At 74.9% G+C, this 19768-nt stretch carries 17 protein-coding genes; 10 read left to right on the forward strand and 7 right to left on the reverse strand.

Going from position 1 to position 19768, the window contains the following annotated elements:
• Nucleotides 1–73 precede the first annotated feature (73 nt).
• Both OZ948_08145 and OZ948_08150 read left to right on the forward strand, forming a co-directional pair.
• Entirely contained in the window at nt 74–772 is a 699-nt protein-coding gene (locus tag OZ948_08145; GenBank protein ID MEB2344695.1) for a YidB family protein, read from the forward strand.
• Nucleotides 773–790: 18 nt separating this feature from the next.
• The gene (locus tag OZ948_08150; GenBank protein MEB2344696.1) at nt 791–1282 is read left to right on the forward strand and encodes a hypothetical protein; all 492 of its coding nucleotides are present in this window, start codon (nt 791–793) and stop codon (nt 1280–1282) included.
• Nucleotides 1283–1315: 33 nt separating this feature from the next.
• Here the strand turns inward: OZ948_08150 and OZ948_08155 are convergent, their stop codons facing one another.
• Genes OZ948_08155 through OZ948_08165 form a run of 3 tightly spaced genes read right to left on the reverse strand, consistent with a single transcriptional unit; the run spans nt 1316 to nt 4991 of the window.
• Nucleotides 1316–2569 (reverse strand): hypothetical protein, encoded by a 1254-nt coding sequence (locus OZ948_08155; protein ID MEB2344697.1) that lies wholly within the window; start codon nt 2567–2569, stop codon nt 1316–1318.
• A complete protein-coding gene (locus OZ948_08160; GenBank protein MEB2344698.1) occupies nt 2566–3705 on the reverse strand; it encodes a long-chain fatty acid--CoA ligase in 1140 nt (379 codons plus the stop codon). Before OZ948_08160 ends, OZ948_08155 begins: the two co-directional genes overlap by 4 nt.
• Nucleotides 3702–4991, reverse strand: coding sequence for an aminotransferase class III-fold pyridoxal phosphate-dependent enzyme (locus tag OZ948_08165; protein MEB2344699.1), 1290 nt, complete (start codon nt 4989–4991; stop codon nt 3702–3704). The genes OZ948_08160 and OZ948_08165 overlap by 4 nt, the downstream gene beginning before the upstream one ends.
• 86 nt (nt 4992–5077) lie before the next feature.
• Here OZ948_08165 and OZ948_08170 point away from each other — a divergent pair, with 86 nt between their 5' ends.
• Both OZ948_08170 and folK read left to right on the forward strand, forming a co-directional pair.
• Entirely contained in the window at nt 5078–6094 is a 1017-nt protein-coding gene (locus OZ948_08170) for a cation diffusion facilitator family transporter (protein ID MEB2344700.1), read from the forward strand.
• Nucleotides 6091–6621, forward strand: coding sequence for a 2-amino-4-hydroxy-6-hydroxymethyldihydropteridine diphosphokinase (folK, locus tag OZ948_08175; protein MEB2344701.1), 531 nt, complete (start codon nt 6091–6093; stop codon nt 6619–6621). The genes OZ948_08170 and folK overlap by 4 nt, the downstream gene beginning before the upstream one ends.
• A 24-nt stretch (nt 6622–6645) precedes the next feature.
• Here folK and OZ948_08180 read toward each other — a convergent pair whose 3' ends face one another.
• Nucleotides 6646–7326: a hypothetical protein gene (locus OZ948_08180; GenBank protein MEB2344702.1), complete on the reverse strand. Its 681-nt coding sequence runs from the start codon at nt 7324–7326 to the stop codon at nt 6646–6648.
• Nucleotides 7327–7468: 142 nt separating this feature from the next.
• Between OZ948_08180 and OZ948_08185 the strand changes: the two genes are divergently transcribed.
• Genes OZ948_08185 through OZ948_08195 form a run of 3 tightly spaced genes read left to right on the forward strand, consistent with a single transcriptional unit; the run spans nt 7469 to nt 9722 of the window.
• On the forward strand, nt 7469–8275 hold the full coding sequence (locus OZ948_08185) for a phosphoadenylyl-sulfate reductase (GenBank protein MEB2344703.1): 807 nt from the start codon (nt 7469–7471) through the stop codon (nt 8273–8275).
• On the forward strand, nt 8259–8795 hold the full coding sequence (locus OZ948_08190; GenBank protein MEB2344704.1) for a hypothetical protein: 537 nt from the start codon (nt 8259–8261) through the stop codon (nt 8793–8795). The genes OZ948_08185 and OZ948_08190 overlap by 17 nt, the downstream gene beginning before the upstream one ends.
• An 18-nt stretch (nt 8796–8813) precedes the next feature.
• On the forward strand, nt 8814–9722 hold the full coding sequence (locus tag OZ948_08195; protein ID MEB2344705.1) for an SDR family oxidoreductase: 909 nt from the start codon (nt 8814–8816) through the stop codon (nt 9720–9722).
• A 2214-nt stretch (nt 9723–11936) separates the two neighbouring features.
• Here the strand turns inward: OZ948_08195 and OZ948_08200 are convergent.
• The gene (locus OZ948_08200) at nt 11937–14558 is read right to left on the reverse strand and encodes a beta-propeller fold lactonase family protein (protein MEB2344706.1); all 2622 of its coding nucleotides are present in this window, start codon (nt 14556–14558) and stop codon (nt 11937–11939) included.
• Nucleotides 14559–15109: 551 nt separating this feature from the next.
• On the opposite strand from OZ948_08200, the gene OZ948_08205 reads away from it, so the two are divergent.
• Nucleotides 15110–16570 (forward strand): alginate export family protein, encoded by a 1461-nt coding sequence (locus OZ948_08205; GenBank protein ID MEB2344707.1) that lies wholly within the window; start codon nt 15110–15112, stop codon nt 16568–16570.
• A gap of 19 nt (nt 16571–16589) precedes the next feature.
• Nucleotides 16590–17138 (forward strand): helix-turn-helix transcriptional regulator, encoded by a 549-nt coding sequence (locus OZ948_08210; protein MEB2344708.1) that lies wholly within the window; start codon nt 16590–16592, stop codon nt 17136–17138.
• Nucleotides 17139–17179: 41 nt separating this feature from the next.
• Here the strand turns inward: OZ948_08210 and OZ948_08215 are convergent, their stop codons facing one another.
• Both OZ948_08215 and OZ948_08220 read right to left on the reverse strand, forming a co-directional pair.
• Nucleotides 17180–17872 (reverse strand): hypothetical protein, encoded by a 693-nt coding sequence (locus OZ948_08215; protein ID MEB2344709.1) that lies wholly within the window; start codon nt 17870–17872, stop codon nt 17180–17182.
• Between the two features lie 359 nt (nt 17873–18231).
• Nucleotides 18232–19185, reverse strand: a complete 954-nt coding sequence (locus OZ948_08220; protein MEB2344710.1) for an MBL fold metallo-hydrolase — start codon at nt 19183–19185, stop codon at nt 18232–18234.
• Nucleotides 19186–19352: 167 nt separating this feature from the next.
• Between OZ948_08220 and OZ948_08225 the strand changes: the two genes are divergently transcribed.
• On the forward strand, nt 19353–19709 hold the full coding sequence (locus OZ948_08225; protein MEB2344711.1) for a hypothetical protein: 357 nt from the start codon (nt 19353–19355) through the stop codon (nt 19707–19709).
• Nucleotides 19710–19768 lie beyond the last annotated feature (59 nt).

The raw sequence follows: 19768 nt of genomic DNA on the forward strand, positions 1-19768 counted from the left end.
CCGCTTGACTCCGCCCCCCCCTCGGGCGAGGCTCGGACCGGGGCGAGGTCGGGCGCACGCGGTGGAGGGAGTCATGGGTCTCCTCGACGAGCTCGTCGGATCGCTGACCGCCAGCGACCGCAACGTGTCGAACGACCAGGCGGGTGCGCTCGTGCGGGGCGTCCTCGCGTCGCTCGCCGGGGGCGGCCAGGAGGCGGGCATCGAAGGCCTCTCCCGGCGCCTCCAGGGCGCCGGTCTCGGCGACGTGATCTCCTCCTGGATCGGCGCCGGCGCGAACCAGCCGGTGGAGCCGAGCGCGCTCGACCGCGCGCTGCGCGGCAGCCCGCTCGACGGCGTGGCCTCGCGGGCGGGGCTCGGCGGGATCGCCGGCGCAGCGGCGCTCGCGGTGCTGCTGCCCAAGCTGATCGACAAGCTCACGCCCGGCGGGCAGGTGCCGCCGGCCGAGCGGCTGCGCGACGTCGCGGCCCAGGCCCAGTCCTCCGACCCGTTGCGGGGCCCCGCACCCTTCGCGCAGGCTGCCGAGAGCGGCGGCGGCGCGAAGCCGAAGGCGGACTTCTCGAAGGTGCGCAGCGGCGCCTCGTCGAGCGCGCCGGCTCCTGGCCCCGTGCCGGAGAAGACCTACACGGTGGCCCAGGGCGACAGCCTCTCGAAGATCGCCCGGAAGGCCTACGGTGACGCCAATCAGTGGAAGCGCATCTTCGAGGCGAATCGCGACCAGATCGAGAACCCCGACCTGATCCACCCGGGCCAGGTGCTGCGCATCCCGGACTGAGTCGCTCGAGGAGGTCCCATGCATCGCCACGTCCTGCGTCTGGCGGCCGTCGCCGCCCTCGCCGCGCCGCTGGCGCTCGGCGCCTGCAAACGCTCCGAGACGGCCCCCGCGGCCCCGGCGCCCGCGCCGGCACCGGTGCCCAAGGTCGAGAGCCCGCCGCCCACGGCGGCCCCGGCGCCCGCCCCGTTCCGGGTCACCAGCATCGAGGTCGGCAACGCCGTCAACGCCGACCGGCGCGTGACCGCACCGACCGCGACGCTCGCACCCGGCGACACGATCTATACGTCGGTCGCGAGCGACGGCAGCGCGCCGAGCGTGACCCTCACCGCGCGCTGGACCTTCGAGGACGGGCAGGTGGTCGACGAGACGACCCAGACGATCGCGCCCCGGGGCCCCGCCGCCTCGGAGTTCCACATCTCGAACGCCGGCGGGCTTCCGCCCGGCCGCTACCAGGTCGAGATCCTGGCCGACGGCAAGTCCGTCGGCACCCAGCAGTTCGAGGTGCGCTGACCGCTCACCTGCTTCCGGACCGCGGACGTCGCGCTAGGCGTCGCTCTCGATCGTGGCGCGGCGCGCGAGCGAGGTCAGGACGCCGAGGCCCCCGCGCGGCCAGGCGAGGGGTGGGGTCTGGAGCCGGCCCGGCGCGCACCGGCGCGAGGCCTCGCCGTCGAGGAGCAGGCCGTGCGGGACGGCGCAGGTCGCGAGCCCGGCGAGCGGCGCGCCGCGCAGGACGCCGCCGAGCTCCGGCGGCGTCACCGCCTGGACGCGCACGAAGCGGTGGAGCGGCGCCGGACGCAGCCGCGCGCCGGCCTCGCAGACGACGGTCCAGGCGGTGCCGCTCCCGGTGCGGAGCGCGACGGGCTCGCCCGCCGCGGCGCGCAGCTCGGCCTCGGCTCGTTCGCGCGTGATCGCTGCCGCCGCGGCGGGCTCGATGCGGCCGCGCGGCATGCGGTGCTCGAGCGCCGTGAGCGCGCCGGCCAGCGCCTCGGCGAAGCGCTCCGCCGCGCGCAGGTCGCCGAGCACGAAGACCGCGATCGGCGAGAGGCAGCCGAGCTGGTCCCAGAGCGCCGTGTCGAGCGCGACGCCGCGCGCGGCGCGCAGCAGCGCGGCCCCGCGCGTGGCCGCCTCGCCGATCACCGCCAGCGAGACGCGGTGGCCGTGCCCGACGAAGCGCCGGGCCGGCGCGACGCGCGCGGCGAGCGCCGCGATCGCCGCGTCGCTGCCGGTCGCGACGACGCACTCGGCCCGGCACAGGGCGTCGAGCGCGGCCGGGTCGTCGCGGCGGAAGTCGGCGATCGCGATGCACGCGCCGAGCTCCGGCATCCGCTCGGCGAGCGCGCGGGCCAGGAGCGGAGCCGTGACGGGGTCGTGCGCCGGAAGCTTGACCAGCACCGGCGAGCGCAGGACGAGCGGGGCGATCATTGCCGTCACCGTGGGGAGCGGGATCGCTCCGGCCAGCACGACGGCGGTGGTCGCGAAGCCCTGCCACGACGCCGCGGCACGCGGGTCGAGCGCCTCCGTGCCGCCGAGCTCGCTGCGCACGAGCGCGTGGAGCGCCTCGCCGCCGAGCGGCGCGAGCCCGAGCGCGAGGCCCCGGCGCACGGTCTCCGGCGAGAAGCCGGTACAGGCCGGCAGGCGCTCCACGAGCTCCGCCTGCCAGGGCGACCCGGGCGCGCGCCAGGCGTCGAGCACGTCGGCGAGCGCCGCGTGGACCTGGGCGGGCGCGCGCGCGCGCAGCTCCGCGCCGGCCTCGCGCAGGCGCGCGAGCGCGCCCGCGACCTCGGCGCCGGCGCTCACGGCGCCAGCATCTCGTCGGCTGCGATCGAGCAGCCGCGCGCCTCGGCGCCTGGCTCGCGGCCCCGCACCTCGAAGCCGCCCGCGACCGTGCGGCCCAGGTCCGCGGTCTCGATCGCGGCGACGCTGCCGGTGTTGGCGAGGTCGTGGATGCGGATCACGCCGATGGCGCCGGGCGCCGCGTCCTCGCCGGTCTCGGGGTCGATCACGCGCACCCGCGCCCAGGGAGGGGCGAGCTTGCGGCGCGGCTCGCCTGGGGAACACAGGACCGAGTCGTAGAACTGCGAGCCCAGCTCCGTCATCCCGTACTGGTTCACGATCCGGGTGGCCGGGACGCCGAGCGCGCTCGCGATGCCTTCGTAGAGCGCCTCGCGCGGCAGCTCGCGCGAGCGGCCCTTGAAGCCGCCCGTCTCCATGACGCGCGAGCCGGCGGGCAGCGCGAGCCGCGCGCCGCGTGCGGCCAGCGCGTCGAGCAGGTGCACGAAGCCGAAGGCGGTGCCGCACAGGGCGACCGGCACGCCCTCGGCGCCGGCGCACTCGAGGGCCGCGAGCAGGCCCGCGGCGTCGAGCGCTCCGCCGCGCACGTCGAAGCCGCTCCCGGCGTCGCCGAGCGCCGCCAGGACCACGCCGAACATGTGGGAGAGCGAGGAGTCGGGCGCCTCGGCCGGCGCGGGCGCCAGGATCCGCAGCCGCGCCCGCGCGCCGGGCGCGAGGTCCGGCACTACGCCGCGCCGGAAGCTCGGCAGGAGCGAGGCCTCGTAGAGCGCGAGCGTGTCGAGGTGCAGGACGCCGCGCCGCTCCGCGGCGGTGCCGCTGGTGCGAAAGGCGTGGGCCTCGCAGGGCTCGGGGAAGCTGCGCAGCGCGAGCTCCTTGAAGGCCCCCGCCGGCACCGCCGGGATCGCGCGCCAATGGGCGACCGTCTCCGGGGTCCGCCCGCGCCCCGCGCAGAAGCGCCGGTAGGGCGCGCAGTGCGCGAACTGGAACGCGAACAGGGCGCGCGCGAGCGCGTCGAAGCGGGGCTCGTCGCCGGCGTCCGCCGGCCCGGACAGCGGCTCGCGCATCCAGGCGAGGACGCGCGCGTCGAGCTCCGCGCGCGCGGGGTCGGGCCCGCGCGCGCCCGGCGGCGCGCCGGCCTTCACGCCGCGAGCGCCTCCGCGAGGAGGTCGAGGGCGCCGAGCAGCAGGTCCTCCTCGATCGTGAGCGGCGGCGTCACCGAGACGACCTCCCCCGCGTCACCGGAGGGGATCACGATGACGCCGCGCCGGAGCGCCTCGGCGCAGGCGCGCAGCGCGCGCGCGCCCTCGTCGCACTCGATCCCGAGGAGGAGCCCGCGCCCGCGCACGGCGCGCACGTGCCCGGCGGCGAGCGCCGGCGCGAGCCGCGCGCGCAGGTGGGCGAGCACCCGCGCGCCCAGCGTGGCCGCGCGGGCGGCGAGCTTCTCCTCCTCGAGCACGGCGAGCGCCGCCAGCGCGGCCGCGCAGCCCGGCGGGTGGCCGAGGAAGGTCTGGGTGTGGAGCGATTCGCCGGTCGAGGCGGGCCAGGCGTCCATCACCGCCGCGCGGCCCAGGCAGGCCGAGACGGGCATGCCTCCGGCGAGCCCCTTGCCCGCGCACAGCAGGTCCGGGACCACGCCCTCGTGGTCGACCGCCCAGGTCCGCCCGGTCCGTCCCAGTCCGGTGTAGACCTCGTCGGCGATCAGCAGCCAGCCTTCGCGGTCGCAGAGCGCGCGCAGGCCCGCGAGGAAGCCGTCGGGGGGGATCCGCTCGCCCCCGCGGCCCTGGATCGGCTCGACCAGCACGGCGCCGACCGGCGGGCGCGCCCCGGCTGTCGCCCGCGACACGCTGGAGACGTCGCCGAAGCGGGCGAAGACGGTGGCGCCGGGCAGGCGCGCCGCGAAGGGCGCCCGGAACTCCGGACGCCAGGTGGCGTCGAGCGCGCCGAGCGAGAGGCCGTGGTAGGCGCCCTCGAAGGCGACCACCCCGGCGCGGCCGGTCGCGAGCGCGGCGGTCTCGAGCGCCGCCTCGACGGCGTCCGAGCCCGACGAGCCGAGCACCGCGCGCGCCGGGCCGCCGCCCGGGAAGAGCGCCGCCAGGCGCTCCAGCAGCTCCACCTTGACCGCCGCCGGATGGACGTCGCCCATCGCGTGCAGGAGCGTCGCGCCCTGCGCGCCGAGCGCCGCCACCACGCGCGGGTGGGCGTGCCCCGCGCTCGCGACGCCGAAGCCGGCGCCGAGGTCGACGAAGCGGTTGCCGTCGGCGTCCCAGACGTTGGCGCCGGCGGCGCGCTCCCAGAAGATCGGCGGCTCGGGCGCGAGGCAGGTGACGTTGCGTGACTCGACGCGCGCGAGGCGCGCCGCCAGGGCGCGCGAGCGCGGGCCGGGGACCTCGCTCACGAGGGCAGGCGGCAGGTTGCGCGGCGGCGTCACGGCCGCAATGTAGCGGCCGGCCCGACCCGGGAGCTGCGCGCGGCGCTTGCGGGGCTCCGCGCGCCGTCGCGCCCTATCCTGCGGCGATGGCTGCGCCGAGCGCTGCGTCCCTCACCGACGGGCTTGCCGCCCGCGCGCGCCTGCGCGCCGGCTGGCTGGCGCTCGGGACCGGCGCCGCCGTCTTCGCCGTGAAGCTCGCCGCCTGGCGGCTCACCGGCTCGGCGGCGGTGCTCTCGGACGCCCTCGAGTCGATCGTGAACGTGGTGGCGGCCGCGCTGCTGCTCTTCAGCCTCTACGTCTCCGTCCGGCCCGCCGACCGCGACCACCCCTATGGCCACGGCAAGGTCGAGTTCTTCTCCGCCGGCGTGGAGGGAACCCTGATCGGCGTCGCCGCGCTCTGGATCGCGGCCGAAGCGCTGCGCGCGTTGTGGCGGGGCCCCGCGCTCCGCCAGCTCGAGCTCGGGCTCGGCCTCGTGGCGGCGGGCACGGCGGCCAACGCGCTGGTGGGCTGGCACCTGGTCCGGGTGGGCCGCCGCGTGCGCTCGCTGGCGCTCGTCGCCGACGGCCGGCACCTGCTCACCGACGTCCTCACCAGCGCCGGGGTGCTGGTCGGGCTCGCGGCCGTGCGCGTCACCGGCTGGGTGGTGCTCGACCCGCTGGTCGCGCTGGCGGTCGCGCTCCAGATCCTGCGCACCGGCTGGCGGCTCGCGCGCCAGGCGGTCGGCGGGCTCATGGACGAGGCCGATCCCGAGACGCTGCAGAACATCGTCGCCGCGCTCGAGGGCGCGCGCGAGCCCTGGTGGATCGACGCCCACAGCCTGCGCGCGTGGCGCTCGGGCGCCGCCGAGCACGTCGACCTGCACCTGGTGGTGCCACGCTACTTCGACGCCGACCGCCTGCACGGGATCAGCGAGCAGGTCGAGAAGGTGGCGCTCCGCGGCGCGGGCCTGCCTGGCGAGGTGATCGTCCACTTCGACCCCTGCCGTCCCCGCTACTGCGCGGGCTGTCCCGTCGAGGCCTGCCCGGTGCGCTCGGCGCCCTTCGCGACGCGCCGCCCGCTCACGCTCGAGCGCGCCACCCGCGAGGACGAGGCGCTCGGGTGAGCGAGGACGCCTACGTCTCGATCGGCACGAATCTCGGCGATCGCGACGCGCACCTGGCGCTGGCGCTGCGCCGCCTCGCCGAGCTGCCGGAGACCGCCCTCACAGCGGTGTCGCCGGTCTTCGAGACGGATCCGGTGGGGCCACCGCCCCAGGGCCCCTTCCTCAACGCGGTGGCGAAGCTGCGCACGGAGCTCGGGCCGCGCGCGCTCCTCGACGCGCTGCTCGCGATCGAGCGGGAGGCCGGCCGCGTGCGGAGCGTGCCCAACGCGGCCCGCAGCCTCGACCTCGACCTGCTCCTCCACGGCGAGCGCGTGCTCGACGAGCCCGGCCTGACGCTCCCGCACCCGCGCCTCGCCGAGCGGCCCTTCGTGCTGGAGCCCCTGACGGCGCTGGCGCCGAGGCTCGTGCACCCGACCCTCGGCGAGCCGATCGCGGCGCTCGCCGCGCGCGTGCGGGACCCGCGCGCCGTCCGTCCGCTCGGAGCCTGTGAAGGAATCGGCGACCGAGCAGCGCGCCGTCGCCGGTGACCGAGCCGATTCCTTCACAGGCTCTCAGGCGCAGGTGAAGCGCACCGTCGCGTGACCCGCGGCGGCGTCCACGCGCCAGTCTGCGTCCGACCTTGCTGCCAGCATCCGGGCCGCCTCCTCGACGAGCGCCAGCCACGGGCCGCCCGGGCTCGGCGCGGCGGCCTCGGGCGAGCGCCGCTCCATCGACACCTCGAGATGTCGGCCGCAGGGCTTGCCGACCGCGACGTGCAGCTCGCTCCCGCCCGGCGCCTCACGCAGCAGCGCCTGCGCGGCGAGCAGCAGCAGGAGCTCGGCATCGGCGCGCCGCCCGCGCACCCAGGGCGTCTCGGCCGGCACGTCCCAGGAGAGCTCGACGCTCGCGCTCACCGTCTCGCGCAGCACCGGCGCGAGGCCGCGGGCCAGCGCCCCGAGGTCCACCTCGCCCGGCTCGCCGGGCCGCCAGGCGCCGCGCGTCTGGAGCGCGCGGCCGAGCCGCACGCAGCGCTGCGCCTCGCGCTCGATGCCGGCGCAGGCGCGTGCCACCACCGGGTCGCCGGGGCGCTCCTCCGCGAGCCAGCGGAGCTCGCCGAGGATGGCGGTGAGCGCGTTGTTCCAGGCGTGCGCGGCCCCGAGCGCCATCCGGCGCAGCGCCTCGAGCTGCGCGAGCTCGCCGGCGACGGCAGGGTCGAGGCACACCGGCGGGCCCGTCTCCATGGGGGTCTCCATCGAATCGGCATCGGCCCCGATTGAGGGATCATTTCAACGCTGATCGACTCGGAAATACGGGAGTTGCATTATCGGCAGCGAAGTCGGAAATTGCCGCACCGGCTTCGCCGGTCCGGATGCGCGCCGGAGGGGTCGCTCCGAGATGAGAGGCGTCGAGATGGCAGCCGCCGAGACCATCGCCAACCCCAGCGCCGGCGCGCCGCGCTCCGAGCCGGCGGCGCTCGCCGAGATCGCGAGCGGGCGGCTCGAAGCCCTGGGCGCCGAGGCGCTGCTGCGCTGGGGTCTCGCGCGCTTCCATCCGCGCCTTGCGCTCTCGTGCTCGTTCGGCGCGCCCGAAGGGCTCGTGATCCTCGACATGATGCAGCGCATCGAGCCCGCGGCGCGCGTCTTCATGCTCGACACGGGCCGGCTCCCGCAGGCGACCCACGACCTCGTCGACCGCGTGCGCGATCGCTACGGGGTCCGGGTCGAGGTGGTGTTCCCGGACGCCCAGGCGGTGCAGGACATGGTCCGCCGGCACGGCCAGAACCTCTTCTACGAGTCGGTGGCCAGCCGCCAGCTCTGCTGCCGGCTGCGCAAGGTGGAGCCGATGCGGCGCTACTTCGCCGAGGCCGGCGTCGACGCCTGGGTGGCCGGCCTGCGCCGGGAGCAGGGCGTCACGCGCCAGGACGCCCCGAAGGTCGAGATCGACGCCGCCCACGGAGGCCTGGTCAAGATCAACCCGCTGGCGGACTGGAGCCACGACCAGGTCTGGGCCTACGTCCGCGAGCACCAGGTGCCGGTGAACCGCCTGCACCGCGAAGGCTATCCCTCCGTCGGCTGCGAGCCCTGCTCGCGCGCCATCCAGCCCGGCGACGACGTCCGCGCCGGCCGCTGGTGGTGGGAGAGCGCCGACACCCGGGAGTGTGGAATCCACGTCGGAGAGGAGAGCGGTGGCTCGGGCATCTGATCTCGATCGGCGCGGGTTCCTGGCGGCCGCCGCCGGCGCAGCCGCCTGGCTCGCGCGGCCGGGGCGGGCACCTGCGGAGGGAGCGCCGCCCGCGGCGCTCCCGCTGCTCGAGACGAGCCGCTTCGTGTACGTCTCGCCGCTGCTCGCGAGCGGGGAGGAGAGCGCCTGCCACGGCGAGGTCTGGTTCGGCTGGCTCGACGGCGCGGTCCTGGTCAACACCCGGCGCGGCACCTGGAAGGTGCGCGCGCTGCGCGACCGCCAGCTCGATCGCGCGCGGATCTGGGTGGGGGATCACGGAGCCTGGAAGACCGGGCTCACCGGCAGCGGCCGCAACGAGGCCTTCCGCGCGGCGCCCTGCTTCGACGCGAAGGCGCGCTTCGAGACCGACCGCGCCGTCCTCGACCGGCTGCTGGCCCTCTACGAGACCAAGTACGGCAGCGAGTTCGAGCGCTGGAGCGAGGACATGCGCACCGGCTTCTACGCGGGCGAGCGGATGTTGATCCACTACCAGCCGGTCTGAGCGGGGGAGGGCGGGGCGATGGGCGTTCTCGAGGGCAGGATCGCGGTGGTGACCGGCGCGGGGCGCGGCATCGGGCGCGAGATCGCGCTCGACTTCGCACGCCAGGGCGCGCGCGTCGTGGTGAACGACCTCGGCGCCGCCGCCGACGGCACCGGCGCGGCGCGCGTCGCCGACGAGGTGGTGGCGGAGATCCGCGCCGCCGGCGGTGAGGCGGTGGCGAACTACGAGAGCGTGGCGACCGTGGCCGGCGGCGAGGCGATCTTCCGCACCGCGCTGGACTCCTTCGGCGCCCTCGACGTGCTGGTCAACAACGCCGGCATCCTGCGCGACCGTACCATCTTCAAGATGGACGAGGAGGACTGGGACCTGGTGATCGCGGTGCACCTGAAGGGGCACTACGCCTGCACGGCGCCCTTCGCGCGCTACATCCGCGAGACCGGGAGGCGCGGCTGCCGGATCCTCGACTTCTCGTCGGTGTCGGGCCTGTTCGGGAACTTCGGGCAGTCGAACTACGGTGCCGCCAAGGCCGGCATCGCCGGCTTCTCGCGGGTGCTGGCGCTCGAGCTCGCCAAGTACGAGTGCACCGTCAACACGATCTCGCCGGGCGCCGCGACGCGCCTCACGATCCCGCTCATGCAGGGCCGCGGCGACCCGGCCGCCGCCGACGACTGGACGCGCGGCCCGGCCCAGATCGCGCCGGTCTGCACCTGGCTCGCCTCGGAGGCCGGCCGCGGCGTCACCGGCCAGATCTTCAACGTGATGCGCGGCACCCTCGGGATCCTGCAGCAGCCGGCGGTGATCCGGTCCTTCCAGGGCGAGCAGCTCTGGACCCAGGCGGCGCTCGACCGCCTGATGCCGGAGCTCGTCGAGGCCCGGCGCGCCCACGACGAGCGCGCGAAGCGGGAAGGGGCGCCGGAGAAGCGCTGACCGCGTGCGGCCCCGGGCGCCCGGTTCGCGCCGCGGGCCGAGGGCTTGGCGGCGGCCGGGGCCTGGCGGACACTCGCCGGCCATGGATCCCACCCGCCCGACCCCCCTCGCCGCCCTCGTCCTCCTCCTGGCCCTGCCCGCCCCGGGCGCCTTCGCAGACGGCCTCATCTCCGAGACCCTGCTCCGCGCGCGCCAGCAGGAGTACATCGAGCACGCCACCGAGGTGTTCAGCCCCGCGAGCTTCCTCAACGTGATCAACCACCTCGAGCGCGAGGAGCGCGAGCCGGGCTACACGGTGGCGGCCGGCTCGATCCCCGACGACGCCTGGGATGCGCAGTTCCAGAAGATCCACGAGCTGCGCGACACCAGCGACTTCGACGTGATGTACCTGCTGAACCTGCTCTACGCGCATCGCGGTCACCCGGCTGCCAGCGAGGCGCTCTGGGCGAAGGCCGAGCAGGCGGTCCTCACCTTCAAGTTCTGGTTCAGCGACCCGACGCCGGCCCGCAGCTACGCGGACAGCGGCGAGCCCGTGATCGACCGGATGTGGTACTGGAGCGAGAACCACCTCCTGATCTTCCGCACCGACGAGCTGCTCGCGGGCAAGATGTTCCCCGGTGCGGTCTTCCCGGTGAGCGGGCTCACCGGCGCGCAGCACGCGGCGCGCGCGCGCACCGAGATCCTGCGCTGGCTCGGGGAGCGCTCGCGCTGGGGCTTCACCGAGTGGCACTCGAACGTCTACTACAACCTCGACATGCTGCCGCTCCTGACCTTGATCGAGTGGAGCGGCGACGCCGAGATCGTGGCGGCCGCCACCAAGGTGCTCGACCTCCTCTGGCTCGACGTGGCGCTGCACCTGCACCGGGGCACCTTCGGCGCCACCCACGGGCGCTCCTACATCAAGGACAAGGCCTCGGCCGACACCGAGGACACTTTTCCCGCCTCGAAGATGCTCTTCGACGACACCGTCCTGCCCTACGGGAGCCGCGGCTCGAGCAGCGCCACCCTGTTCGCGCGCGCCGATCACTACCGCATCCCCGAGGTGATCCGCCGGGTCGCGCGCAGCGACGACGTGCTCTGGGGTCGTGAGCGCATGAGCCTGCCGCTGCCCGAAGCGCCGCCGCCCGCCTACGACACCCCGCTTCCGCCGCCACCCTACGGGCTCGGCTACGGCGAGGAGGACCTGACCCTGTGGTGGTCGCTGGCGGCACAGCCCGTGTGGCCGATCCTGCCGCTCACGCTCACCGTCGGCGAGGAGTACGACCTGTGGGCGGGGCAGTTCGCCGACTTCAAGGTGCTGCGCGACCTCGTGTGGGTGCCGGGCGACCTCGACGCCACGATGTCCTATGCCTGGATCCTCTACAAGGATCTGTGGAAGGCGATCACCCAGTCGGTGCTGAGCGAGGTGAACACCGTCGTCTACCGCACGCCGGACTACATGCTCTCGACGGCGCAGGACTGGCGCAAGGGGCTGCGCGGGCAGCAGACCCACACCTGGCAGGCGACGCTCTCCGAGCGGGCGATGGTCTTCACGACCCAGCCCGGCTACCTGCCGATCCCGCTCGGGGGCCCGCTCCCGCCGAGCTGGGACTGGCAGGCAGAGGACGAGCCCGGTCCCGGCTACTGGACCGGCGAGGGCTCGCAGCCGCGCGCCGCGCAGTACCAGAACGTGGCGATCGCGATCTACGCGCCGCAGTTCCAGTCGGGCACGCTCCTCGGCCTCGCCCCCTTCCGCTATCGCAACGAGACCCACGCCTACTTCCCGCACGCGCACTTCGACGAGGTCGTGCAGGAGGGCTCCTGGACCTTCGGCCGCAAGGACGACGGCTACGTGGCGCTCTTCTCGCACCAGCCGACCGCGTGGCGCACTGGCCAGCCCGAGGTGTTCCAGAACGCGGGCCTGCCCTTCGACCTGGTCGCCGACGGCGCACAGAACCTCTGGATCGTCGAGTGCGGGAGCGCTGCCGAGTGGGGCAGCTTCCAGGCCTTCCGTACCGCGATCACCGAGGCCTCGGTGACGATCACGCCGGTCGCGGACCAGGACGCCGACTCGTTCCCGGACGGCTTCGACCTGAGCTACGTCTCGCCGAGCCGGGGGCTCGTGACCTTCGGCTGGCACCTCCCGCTCACGGTCGAAGGCGTGGGCGTCGTGCCGTTCAGCGGCTACCCGCGCTTCGACAACCGCTACCTCGAGACCGACTTCGACAGCCGGCGCTACGAAGTGGTGGATGGCGAGTGGTCGCTGCTGCTCGACTTCGAGACGGGCGAGCGGATCGCAGCGCCCGAGGCCGCGGCCACGGCGCAGGCGCTCGTGGCCCTGGCCGCACTCGCGGGCCTCGCGCGCCGCTGGCGGAAGGTGTCCCGGACCTGAGGCGGGCCCGGGCGGGCCGAGCCCGGAGGCGCGGCGGGCGGCCTCGGCCAGGAGCCCGCGGAACGAACCCTCCCGCGCCTTGCGCGCAGGCTCCCGATCGTGGCGAGCGCTGCGGCGGCGGCCCCGGCGAGCGCCGCCGCGCCGGGCTCGGGCGCGAGGATCGCGACCGTGTCGGCGAAGAAGCCGGCGACGTAGACGCCGCTGCCGTCCGGGCTCGCGGCGAGCCGGAAGGCGCCGTCGAGCCCCGAGGCCCCGCACTCCTCGGCGATCGCGTCGCGGAAGGCGAGGGCACCGCTCGCCGGGTCGCGCTCGAAGACGGCCACTTCGTCCTCGAGGCTCCCCGTTGCGAGGACGCGCCGGCCGTGCGCGGCCACCGTGACCGAGCTGATGCCGTCGAGCCCGTCGACGCCGTCCACGCCGTCGGTCCAGGCTTCGGCGAAGCCGAGCGCCCCGCTCGCGGGGTCGCGGTCGAACTGCACCAGGGCGTCGTCCGAGCCGCCGCCCGCGAAGACGGCGAGGCCGTCGGGCGAGACCGCCACGGCCTGCGCGAAGGCGAGCCCGTCGACGCCGCCCGCGCCGTCGACCTCCGCCTCGACGAAGCCGAGGAGCCCCGTCGCGGCGTCGCGCGCGAAGGCCGCGATCGAGCTGCTCGTCTGGGAGGCCGCGTAGAGGTGGCGGCCGCCCGGAGCGAGGGCCAGGACGCGGGGCCCGTCGAGCCCGGTGACGCCGCCCTCGCCGTTGCGCACGAGGCCGAGAGGGGTGAGCGCGCTGGTCACGGCGTCGCGCGCGAAGATCGCGATCGCGTCGTCGATCCGGCCCGCGGCGTAGACGTGGCGGCCGTCCGGGCTCACGACCACCGAGGTCGCGGCGTCGAGGCCGTCGGCGCCGCCGACACCGTCGCGCTCCGCCTCGACGAAGCCGAGCGCGCCCGTGTCCCGATCGCGCGCGAAGGCCGTGACCGCGTCCGCGTCGGGCGCCGCGCCGTACAGGCTCCTGCCATCCGGGCTCACGGCGAGCGCCTCGACGCCGTCGAGCCCGTCGACGCCGCCGACGCCGTCGCGCAGGACCTCGACCTCGGCCAGCGTGTGGGAGGCGGGGTGGCGCGTGAAGACCTGGATCGCGTCCTCGAGCGAGCCCGCCGCGTAGAGATGCTTGCCATCGGGGCTCAGCGCGATCCCCCGCACGCCCTCGAGCCCTTCCACGCCGGCCTGGCCGTCCACCTCCGCGCCGGCGAAGCGCAGCGGCGGCACGGCGAGGACCGCGAGGGCGTTCTCGGCGCTGCCGGCGACGTAGAGGCGGTCGCCCTCCGGGCTCGCCGCGAGCGCCAGGGGGCCGCGCAGCCCGTTGGCGCCGTTCACGCCGTCGAGCACGGCCTCGCGGAAGCCGAGCGCCACCCCGAGCACGTTGCGCGCGAAGACCGCGACGGCGTCGTCGAGGAAGCCCGCCGCGTGGACCCAGAGCCCGTCCGGACTCGCGAGCACGGCGCTCGCGGAGTCGAGGCCGTCGACACCGCCGGCGCCGTCGCTCCACGAGTCGACGAAGGTGAGCGAGCCGGTGGCGGCGTCGCGATCGAAGACCGCGACGGCGTCGTCGTCGGAGCCGGCTGCGTACAGGCGCGCGCCGTCGGGCGCGAGCGAGACGGCGGCCGCTCCGGCCAGGCCGTCGGCTGCGCCCACACCGTCGCGCTGGATCTCCACGAAGCCGAGCGCACCGCTCGCCCGGTCGCGATCGAAGACCGCGACGGCGTCGTCTTCGCTGCCCGTCGCGTAGACGTGGCGCCCGTCCCGGCTCACGGCGACCGAGGTGGCGCCGTCGAGGCCGTCGACACCGCCCACGCCGTCGCGCGGGCCGCCCTGGAAGGCGAGGCTCCCGCTCGCGGCGTCGCGGGAGAAGACGGCGATCGCGTCGTCGCCGTTGCTCGCGACGTAGACGTGCGCTCCGTCGGGGCTCACCGCGACGGCGGCCGCGCCGTCGAGGTGGTCGATGCCGACCGGGGGCCACTCCTGCACCTCGACGAAGGTGAGCACGCCCGTCGCGGCGTCCCGCGAGAAGACCGCCACCTGGCCGTCCGTCATCGCCGCCACGTACAGGTGGCGGCCGTCGGGCGAGAGCGCAATGCCGTGGGCACCATCGAGCCCGTCGATGCCGCCCACGCCGTCGACGAGGACGTCGATCCACTCGAGGGTGTCGGTCAGCGGGTCGCGCTCGAAGCTGGCGAGCGAGTCGCCGATGAAGCCCGCCACGTAGACGTGCCGGCCGTCCGGGCTCGCGGCGGCCGCCACCGGGTTCGAGAGGCCGCTGACGCCGCCCTGACCCTCGAAGAGGGCCTGGCGGAAGTCGTGGCACTGGGCGCGGGCCACGTGCGGGGCGAGCGCCACCCCTGCGGCGAGGCCGAGGAGCGCAAGCCCGAGGCGGCGCAGCGGCGGCCGTGCAGAGCGATCCGGTGCGAGTCCCCGAGGCTCCATGGAGTCTCCCCCTTCTCGACTTCGTGAGCCGACGCGGTGGAGTGGAGGGACGGCGACATTCCACACCATCGGGGCCCCCGAGGGCAAGGGATTCCTTCACCGGTGTGTGTCCGCCAGCTCCCTTTCCGTCCGAAAGCTGCCGCGCGCAGCCCCGGACCCGCGCCCCGGAGCTCCGGGTGCGGCTTCCTCGACGAGCCGCGTCGAGGGCGTCTCGCCCGATGGCGCTACGGTCTTCGGCAACCCGAGCACCACGGCGCAGAAGAGCCAGGCCTTCCGCTGGCCGAGGAGCGGGATCGAAGGGCTCGGTGTGGATCCCGAGGGAGGCTCTGCGCTCGCCGCCACGCCCGACAGCCAGTACGGCGCAGTCGCGTCACGGACCGATCCCTGGGAGGGGTTCCTCTGGACGGGGCCACGCTGGCGTATTCTCGGTGTCGCTCCGGGCGGCGTGGACGGGGCGCGAAGGCCGCGTGGATCCGACCACGCCCGGGCGCGAGACGAGCGGGGTGTCGCCGATTCCGCTCATGTCCGAGGCCGGATCCGCGCGACGATCGGTGTCCCGCTGGGTCGTGCTCTGCTCCCTGCTGACCCTGGCGTGCGCGACGCCAGGCCAGCCGATGCTTCGCGTGCCGGCGCCCGCCGCTCCGGGGCAGCCGGAGCCGGAGGACCTGCGCGAGAGCCTTACCGAGCGCGAGGATCGGCGCCGGCCGCCCGAGCCCTGGAGCGTGCCGCTCGCCGGCCGGCCGCTCACGGTGAGCGGCGAGTACGAGCTGGTCTCCGGCGCGCTCTGGCAGGGGCTCGAGCTGGACGGCGGTGACGACGACGACACGTTCCTGCTCGAGCAGGAGCTGGAGACGGAGCTCTTCTACAGCTTCGGCCCGCGGCTCTCGCTGTTCGCGCAGGCGCGCCTTGCGATGGAGATGCTGGACGGCGACACCGAGGTCTTCGCCGAGCGCGGGGAGATGTGGCTGCACAGCGAGGACCTCGCGGGCAGTGGGATCTCGGTCGAGTGCGGGCGGCTGAACTTCGAGGACGAGCGGCGCTGGTGGTGGGACCAGGAGCTCGACGGGCTGCGGCTCGACTACGAGGCCGGCGAGGTCTCGATCTCCTTCGCGGCAGCCTACGAGCTGGGGCCGAGCCGCTCGGACGCAAGCGCCATCGAGCCGAGCTTCGAGGACGTGCTGCGGCTGTTCGGCGAGGCCTCCTGGGACTGGCGCCAGGGTCACGTGCTCGAGGTCTTCCTGCTCTACCAGGACGACTTCTCGCCCCAGGAGATCGCGGGGAAGCTCGTCGACGAGGACCGCCAGGACGAGAGCGATGCCCGGCTCGGCTGGCTGGGCCTGCGGGGGATGGGCGTCGTCGCTCTCGGGCGGCCGGGTCGCCTCGGCTACTGGCTCGATGCGGCCCTCGTGGCCGGCGAGGAGCGCCTCCTGCCGTTCGAGACGGACGAGCTCGGCCGGAGCGTCGCGGGCGAGATGCAGCGGATCGACCTGCGCGGCTGGGCCGTGGACGCTGGGCTCTCGTGGATCCTGCCGCTCGCCGGCGAGCCGCGGCTCTTCGTGGGCCATGCCCACGGCTCGGGCGACTCGTCGCCCGGGCCGGACCGCGACCGGAGCTTCCGGCAGAGCGGCCTCGAGACCAACGAGGCCGGGTTCGGCGGTGTACAGCGCTTCTCCCACTACGGGGTCCTGCTCGAGCCCGAGCTCTCCAACCTCGACATCGCGACCGCCGGCGCCGGCCTCTCGTTCCTCCGCTCGAGCTCCCTCGACCTCGTCTACCACCACTATCGGCAGGCCGAGCCCGCGGAGACGCTGCGCAGCATCCGCTTCGACAGCGAGCTCGGCGGCACGAGCCGCGATGTCGGGCACGAGCTGGACCTGGTCCTGGCGCTCGAGGAGTGGACACACTTCGAGCTGGAGCTGGTCGGGTCCGCATTCCGGGCCGGGCGGGCCTTCGAAGCCGACCGGGGGGAGTGGACCTTCGGGGGCTTCGTGTCGCTGCGCTATGCGTTCTGAGGGGTCCGTGAGGAGCGTCATGGCGAGCGAGAGATCGCTGCGGATCTGGTGGAGCCTGCTCGGCGTGGGGGCCTTCGTGCTCCTGATGACGGTCGACTTCGTGACCGAGGAGGAGCGCGTCTCGCTCGGCGAGCGCCTCGGCGACGCCCTGGAGATCGCGCTGATCGTGGCGTCCGCCACTGGCGTCGCGCTCTTGTCGGGAAGCTTCCAGCGCGAGCGCCGGGAGAAGGACGCGCTTGCGCAGGACCTCCAGATGGCACGCGCCGAGGGCGCGGTCTGGCGCGAGCGGGCCCAGGGCTACCTGCTCGGGCTCGGCCAGGAGATCGAGAAGCAGTTCGAGGAGTGGCAGCTCACGCCCTCCGAGCGCGAGGTGGGCCTGCTGATGCTCAAGGGCTTCTCCCACGGCGAGATCGCGAGCCTGCGCGGCACCACCGAGGCGACCGTCCGCCACCAGGCGCGCGCCGCGTACCAGAAGTCGGGCATGCCCGGTCGCAGCGCCTTCTGCGCGTACTTCCTGGAGGACCTGCTGCCCGCACAGGATCCCGCTGTGCCCCGAGGCGGCGCCTGAAGGAAGGCCCGCCCGGCGCTCCACACCGGGCGGGCGCCTGGCTACTGGAGCACGAAGCAGCTCTCGATGGCCGTGTTGTTGCGCTCCGTGGTGCGGGCGATGATCTCGAACTTGAAGACGCCACGGGTGGCCAGGATCTCCGCGGGCACCTCGAACTCCGTCCGCGAGGGCGGCAGGTCCACCGCGAACTTCACGTCGCCCTGCTCGACGAAGAGCTGGTAGCGCTCGATCTCGACCGGCCCGGAGCGGCCGATCTCGGGGTGTGGCCCCGTGACCGGCTCCCACCCGATCACGACGGGCTCCCGCACCCGCGGCAGCGGCACGGCGTCGCAGTCCTCCGCGGCCGGGAGCCCCGACACGGTGACGGCCGAGGGCGGCGCGGCCAGCACGTGGCTGAGCTCGGCCGTCGCCTCGAGCTCGCGCCGGCCCCGGATCACCTCGATCTCGTAGGGGCCCTCGGGGAAGCGACGGAAGAACCGCCCGGGGGAGAGCTCGTCGAAGCTCGGCTCCGCGCTCTCCAGGAAGAGCTGCGTGAGTCCCTGCCGCAGGAGCCCCCCGTCCCCGCGGAGGGCCAGGATCAGGCGTTCCTTCGGATCCTCGATCCGCAGCCGCGTGTAGGGCGCCCCGTCGATTGCCACGTGGAGCCCCAGGTCGCCGTCCGTGTCGTTGAGCTCGAGGAAGATCTCGGCTTCGGTGAGCTGGGCGATCGCCGGCGATGGCACGGCTGCCCCCATCGCAAACAGGCTCACCGTCGAGAATGCCAACCGGAGAGCGATCCGTCGTCGCGAGTCCATCCCGTTCTCCCATCCGCGCACTGCGGCCCGGCGGCGCCCGGTCACCACGACCTCGCAGCGGGGGCGGCCGCTCCAGCCACGCTTGTGCCGGGAGTCCGGGCGCGGGTCCATCGACGGCCCGGCCTAGACGGTGGAAAGCAGGGGTTTCGCGAGCGATCGCGCCGGGTTGGCGGAATGGCGTAGGCGCCTGGGAGCGGATCGAGCTCTCGGTCAGCGGCGCCAGGGCCCGGAGCGGCGAACCGAACCACGGCGACGACTGCGTTCGCGAGGAATCTGCTGGAGAGGACCCCTCCGCCGAGCTACCGATCGCCCCCGTCGCCGCCGTCACGGGCGAGGGCCATCATGCCGCGGAAGCGCTCGCCGACGTCGATCGGCGCGTCCCAGGCCGCCCCCTCGAGCTCGCGGTAGGCACGCGCCACGTTGAAGTACAGGCGCTCGGGCTCGGTCCAGCCGGCGTAGGGGCCGAGCTCGATCTTGCGCGCAGCCTCGAGGGCGGGGAGCCCCGCCGCGAAATGGCGCCGGCTCTCGGCCAGCACGTACTCGAGGTAGGCCTTGAGCTCGCGTGCCCCCTCGACGCCGCAGAGCGGTCCGTGGCCCGGTACGATCGTCTCGGGTGCGAGCGCGACGATCCGGTCGAGCGCCTCACACCACTGGGCGTAGCTTCCCTCCCAGCCGATGGGCGTGCACAGGCGGAAGAGTACGTCGCCCGCGAAGAGCACGCCGCGCTCCGGCAGGTGCACGATCAGGTCGCCGGCCGTGTGGGCCGGCCCCACGTAGAGCAGGTGGGCGGCCAGCCCGTCGAGGTCGAGCTCGAGCCGCTCGTCGAGCACGGTGGTGGGGGGGGTGAGCTCGATGCCGCGGAAGTCCCAGCCGGCGAGGCGCCGTCCGAGCTCGGCGAGCGCCTCGTCCACGCCGGGCTTGCCCGCGAGGCCCTTCACCGCCTCGAGGCCCTCGGGCGAGCCGTCGGCCGCGAAGCGCTCGCGGCAGCGCCGGTGGCCGATGATCTCGGCGCCGGCGAAGAGCTGGTTGCCCCAGCAGTGGTCGCCGTTGTGGTGCGTGTTCACGACCCGGCGCGCCGGCTCCGTCCAGACCTCCGCGTAGGTCTCGATCAGCCGGCGCGTATGCGGCAGGTCCCAGAACGTGTCCACCACGAGGCCGCCACCGCGAGCCACCAGCCCGGAGTTGCTGCAACCCAGGCCACGATCTTCCTGGAGACAGGCATAGACGTCCCGGGCGAGCGCGCGAAGCTCCATGGCGCGCCCATCCTAGTGCAGCACCGCCGAGAGCGGGAACACCACCTGGACGTCCGTCCTGCCGCCTGCCGGCAGCGCGCCTGCAACGAGGACGCAGGGGCGCGCCGTCAAGGCGCCGGCGCGGCCGGCCGAAACGAGGGGGCCGGGAAGCGATCACGGAGGCCCCCATGACGAGCCGGATCCTCGCCGCCCTCATCCTTGGCGCCGCGCTCATGCTCGCGCCGATGCCCGCGGCGCGCGCCGGCGAGCCGGCGCACCCGCTCTCGACCGACTGGCTCTCGGCGCCGCTGCTGCCCGGCCCGAGCGAGGCCTCGACCTGTCGCGCCGACGATCCCGCGCGGCGTTCGGCGCGGGCGCAGACCGCGGAGAGGATCGCCCAGGTCCGCGCCATGCTCGCGGCCGAGGCGGCGGCGTCGGGCGGGGGCGACGCCGTCGTGCTCAACAACCGCGGCTACAACTACGGCTCGAACGCCGTTGCCGACCCCGTCCTGGTGGAGTTCGAGGCGCAGCAGCGAGCCCGCTGAAAAGCAGCGCTCCGGCGCCGGTTTGACGGGCGGCCGAGCGGCTCCGTACCATCCCGCCC

Source organism: Deltaproteobacteria bacterium, assembly GCA_035063765.1.
Lineage (GTDB): Bacteria > Myxococcota_A > UBA9160 > UBA9160 > PR03 > CAADGG01.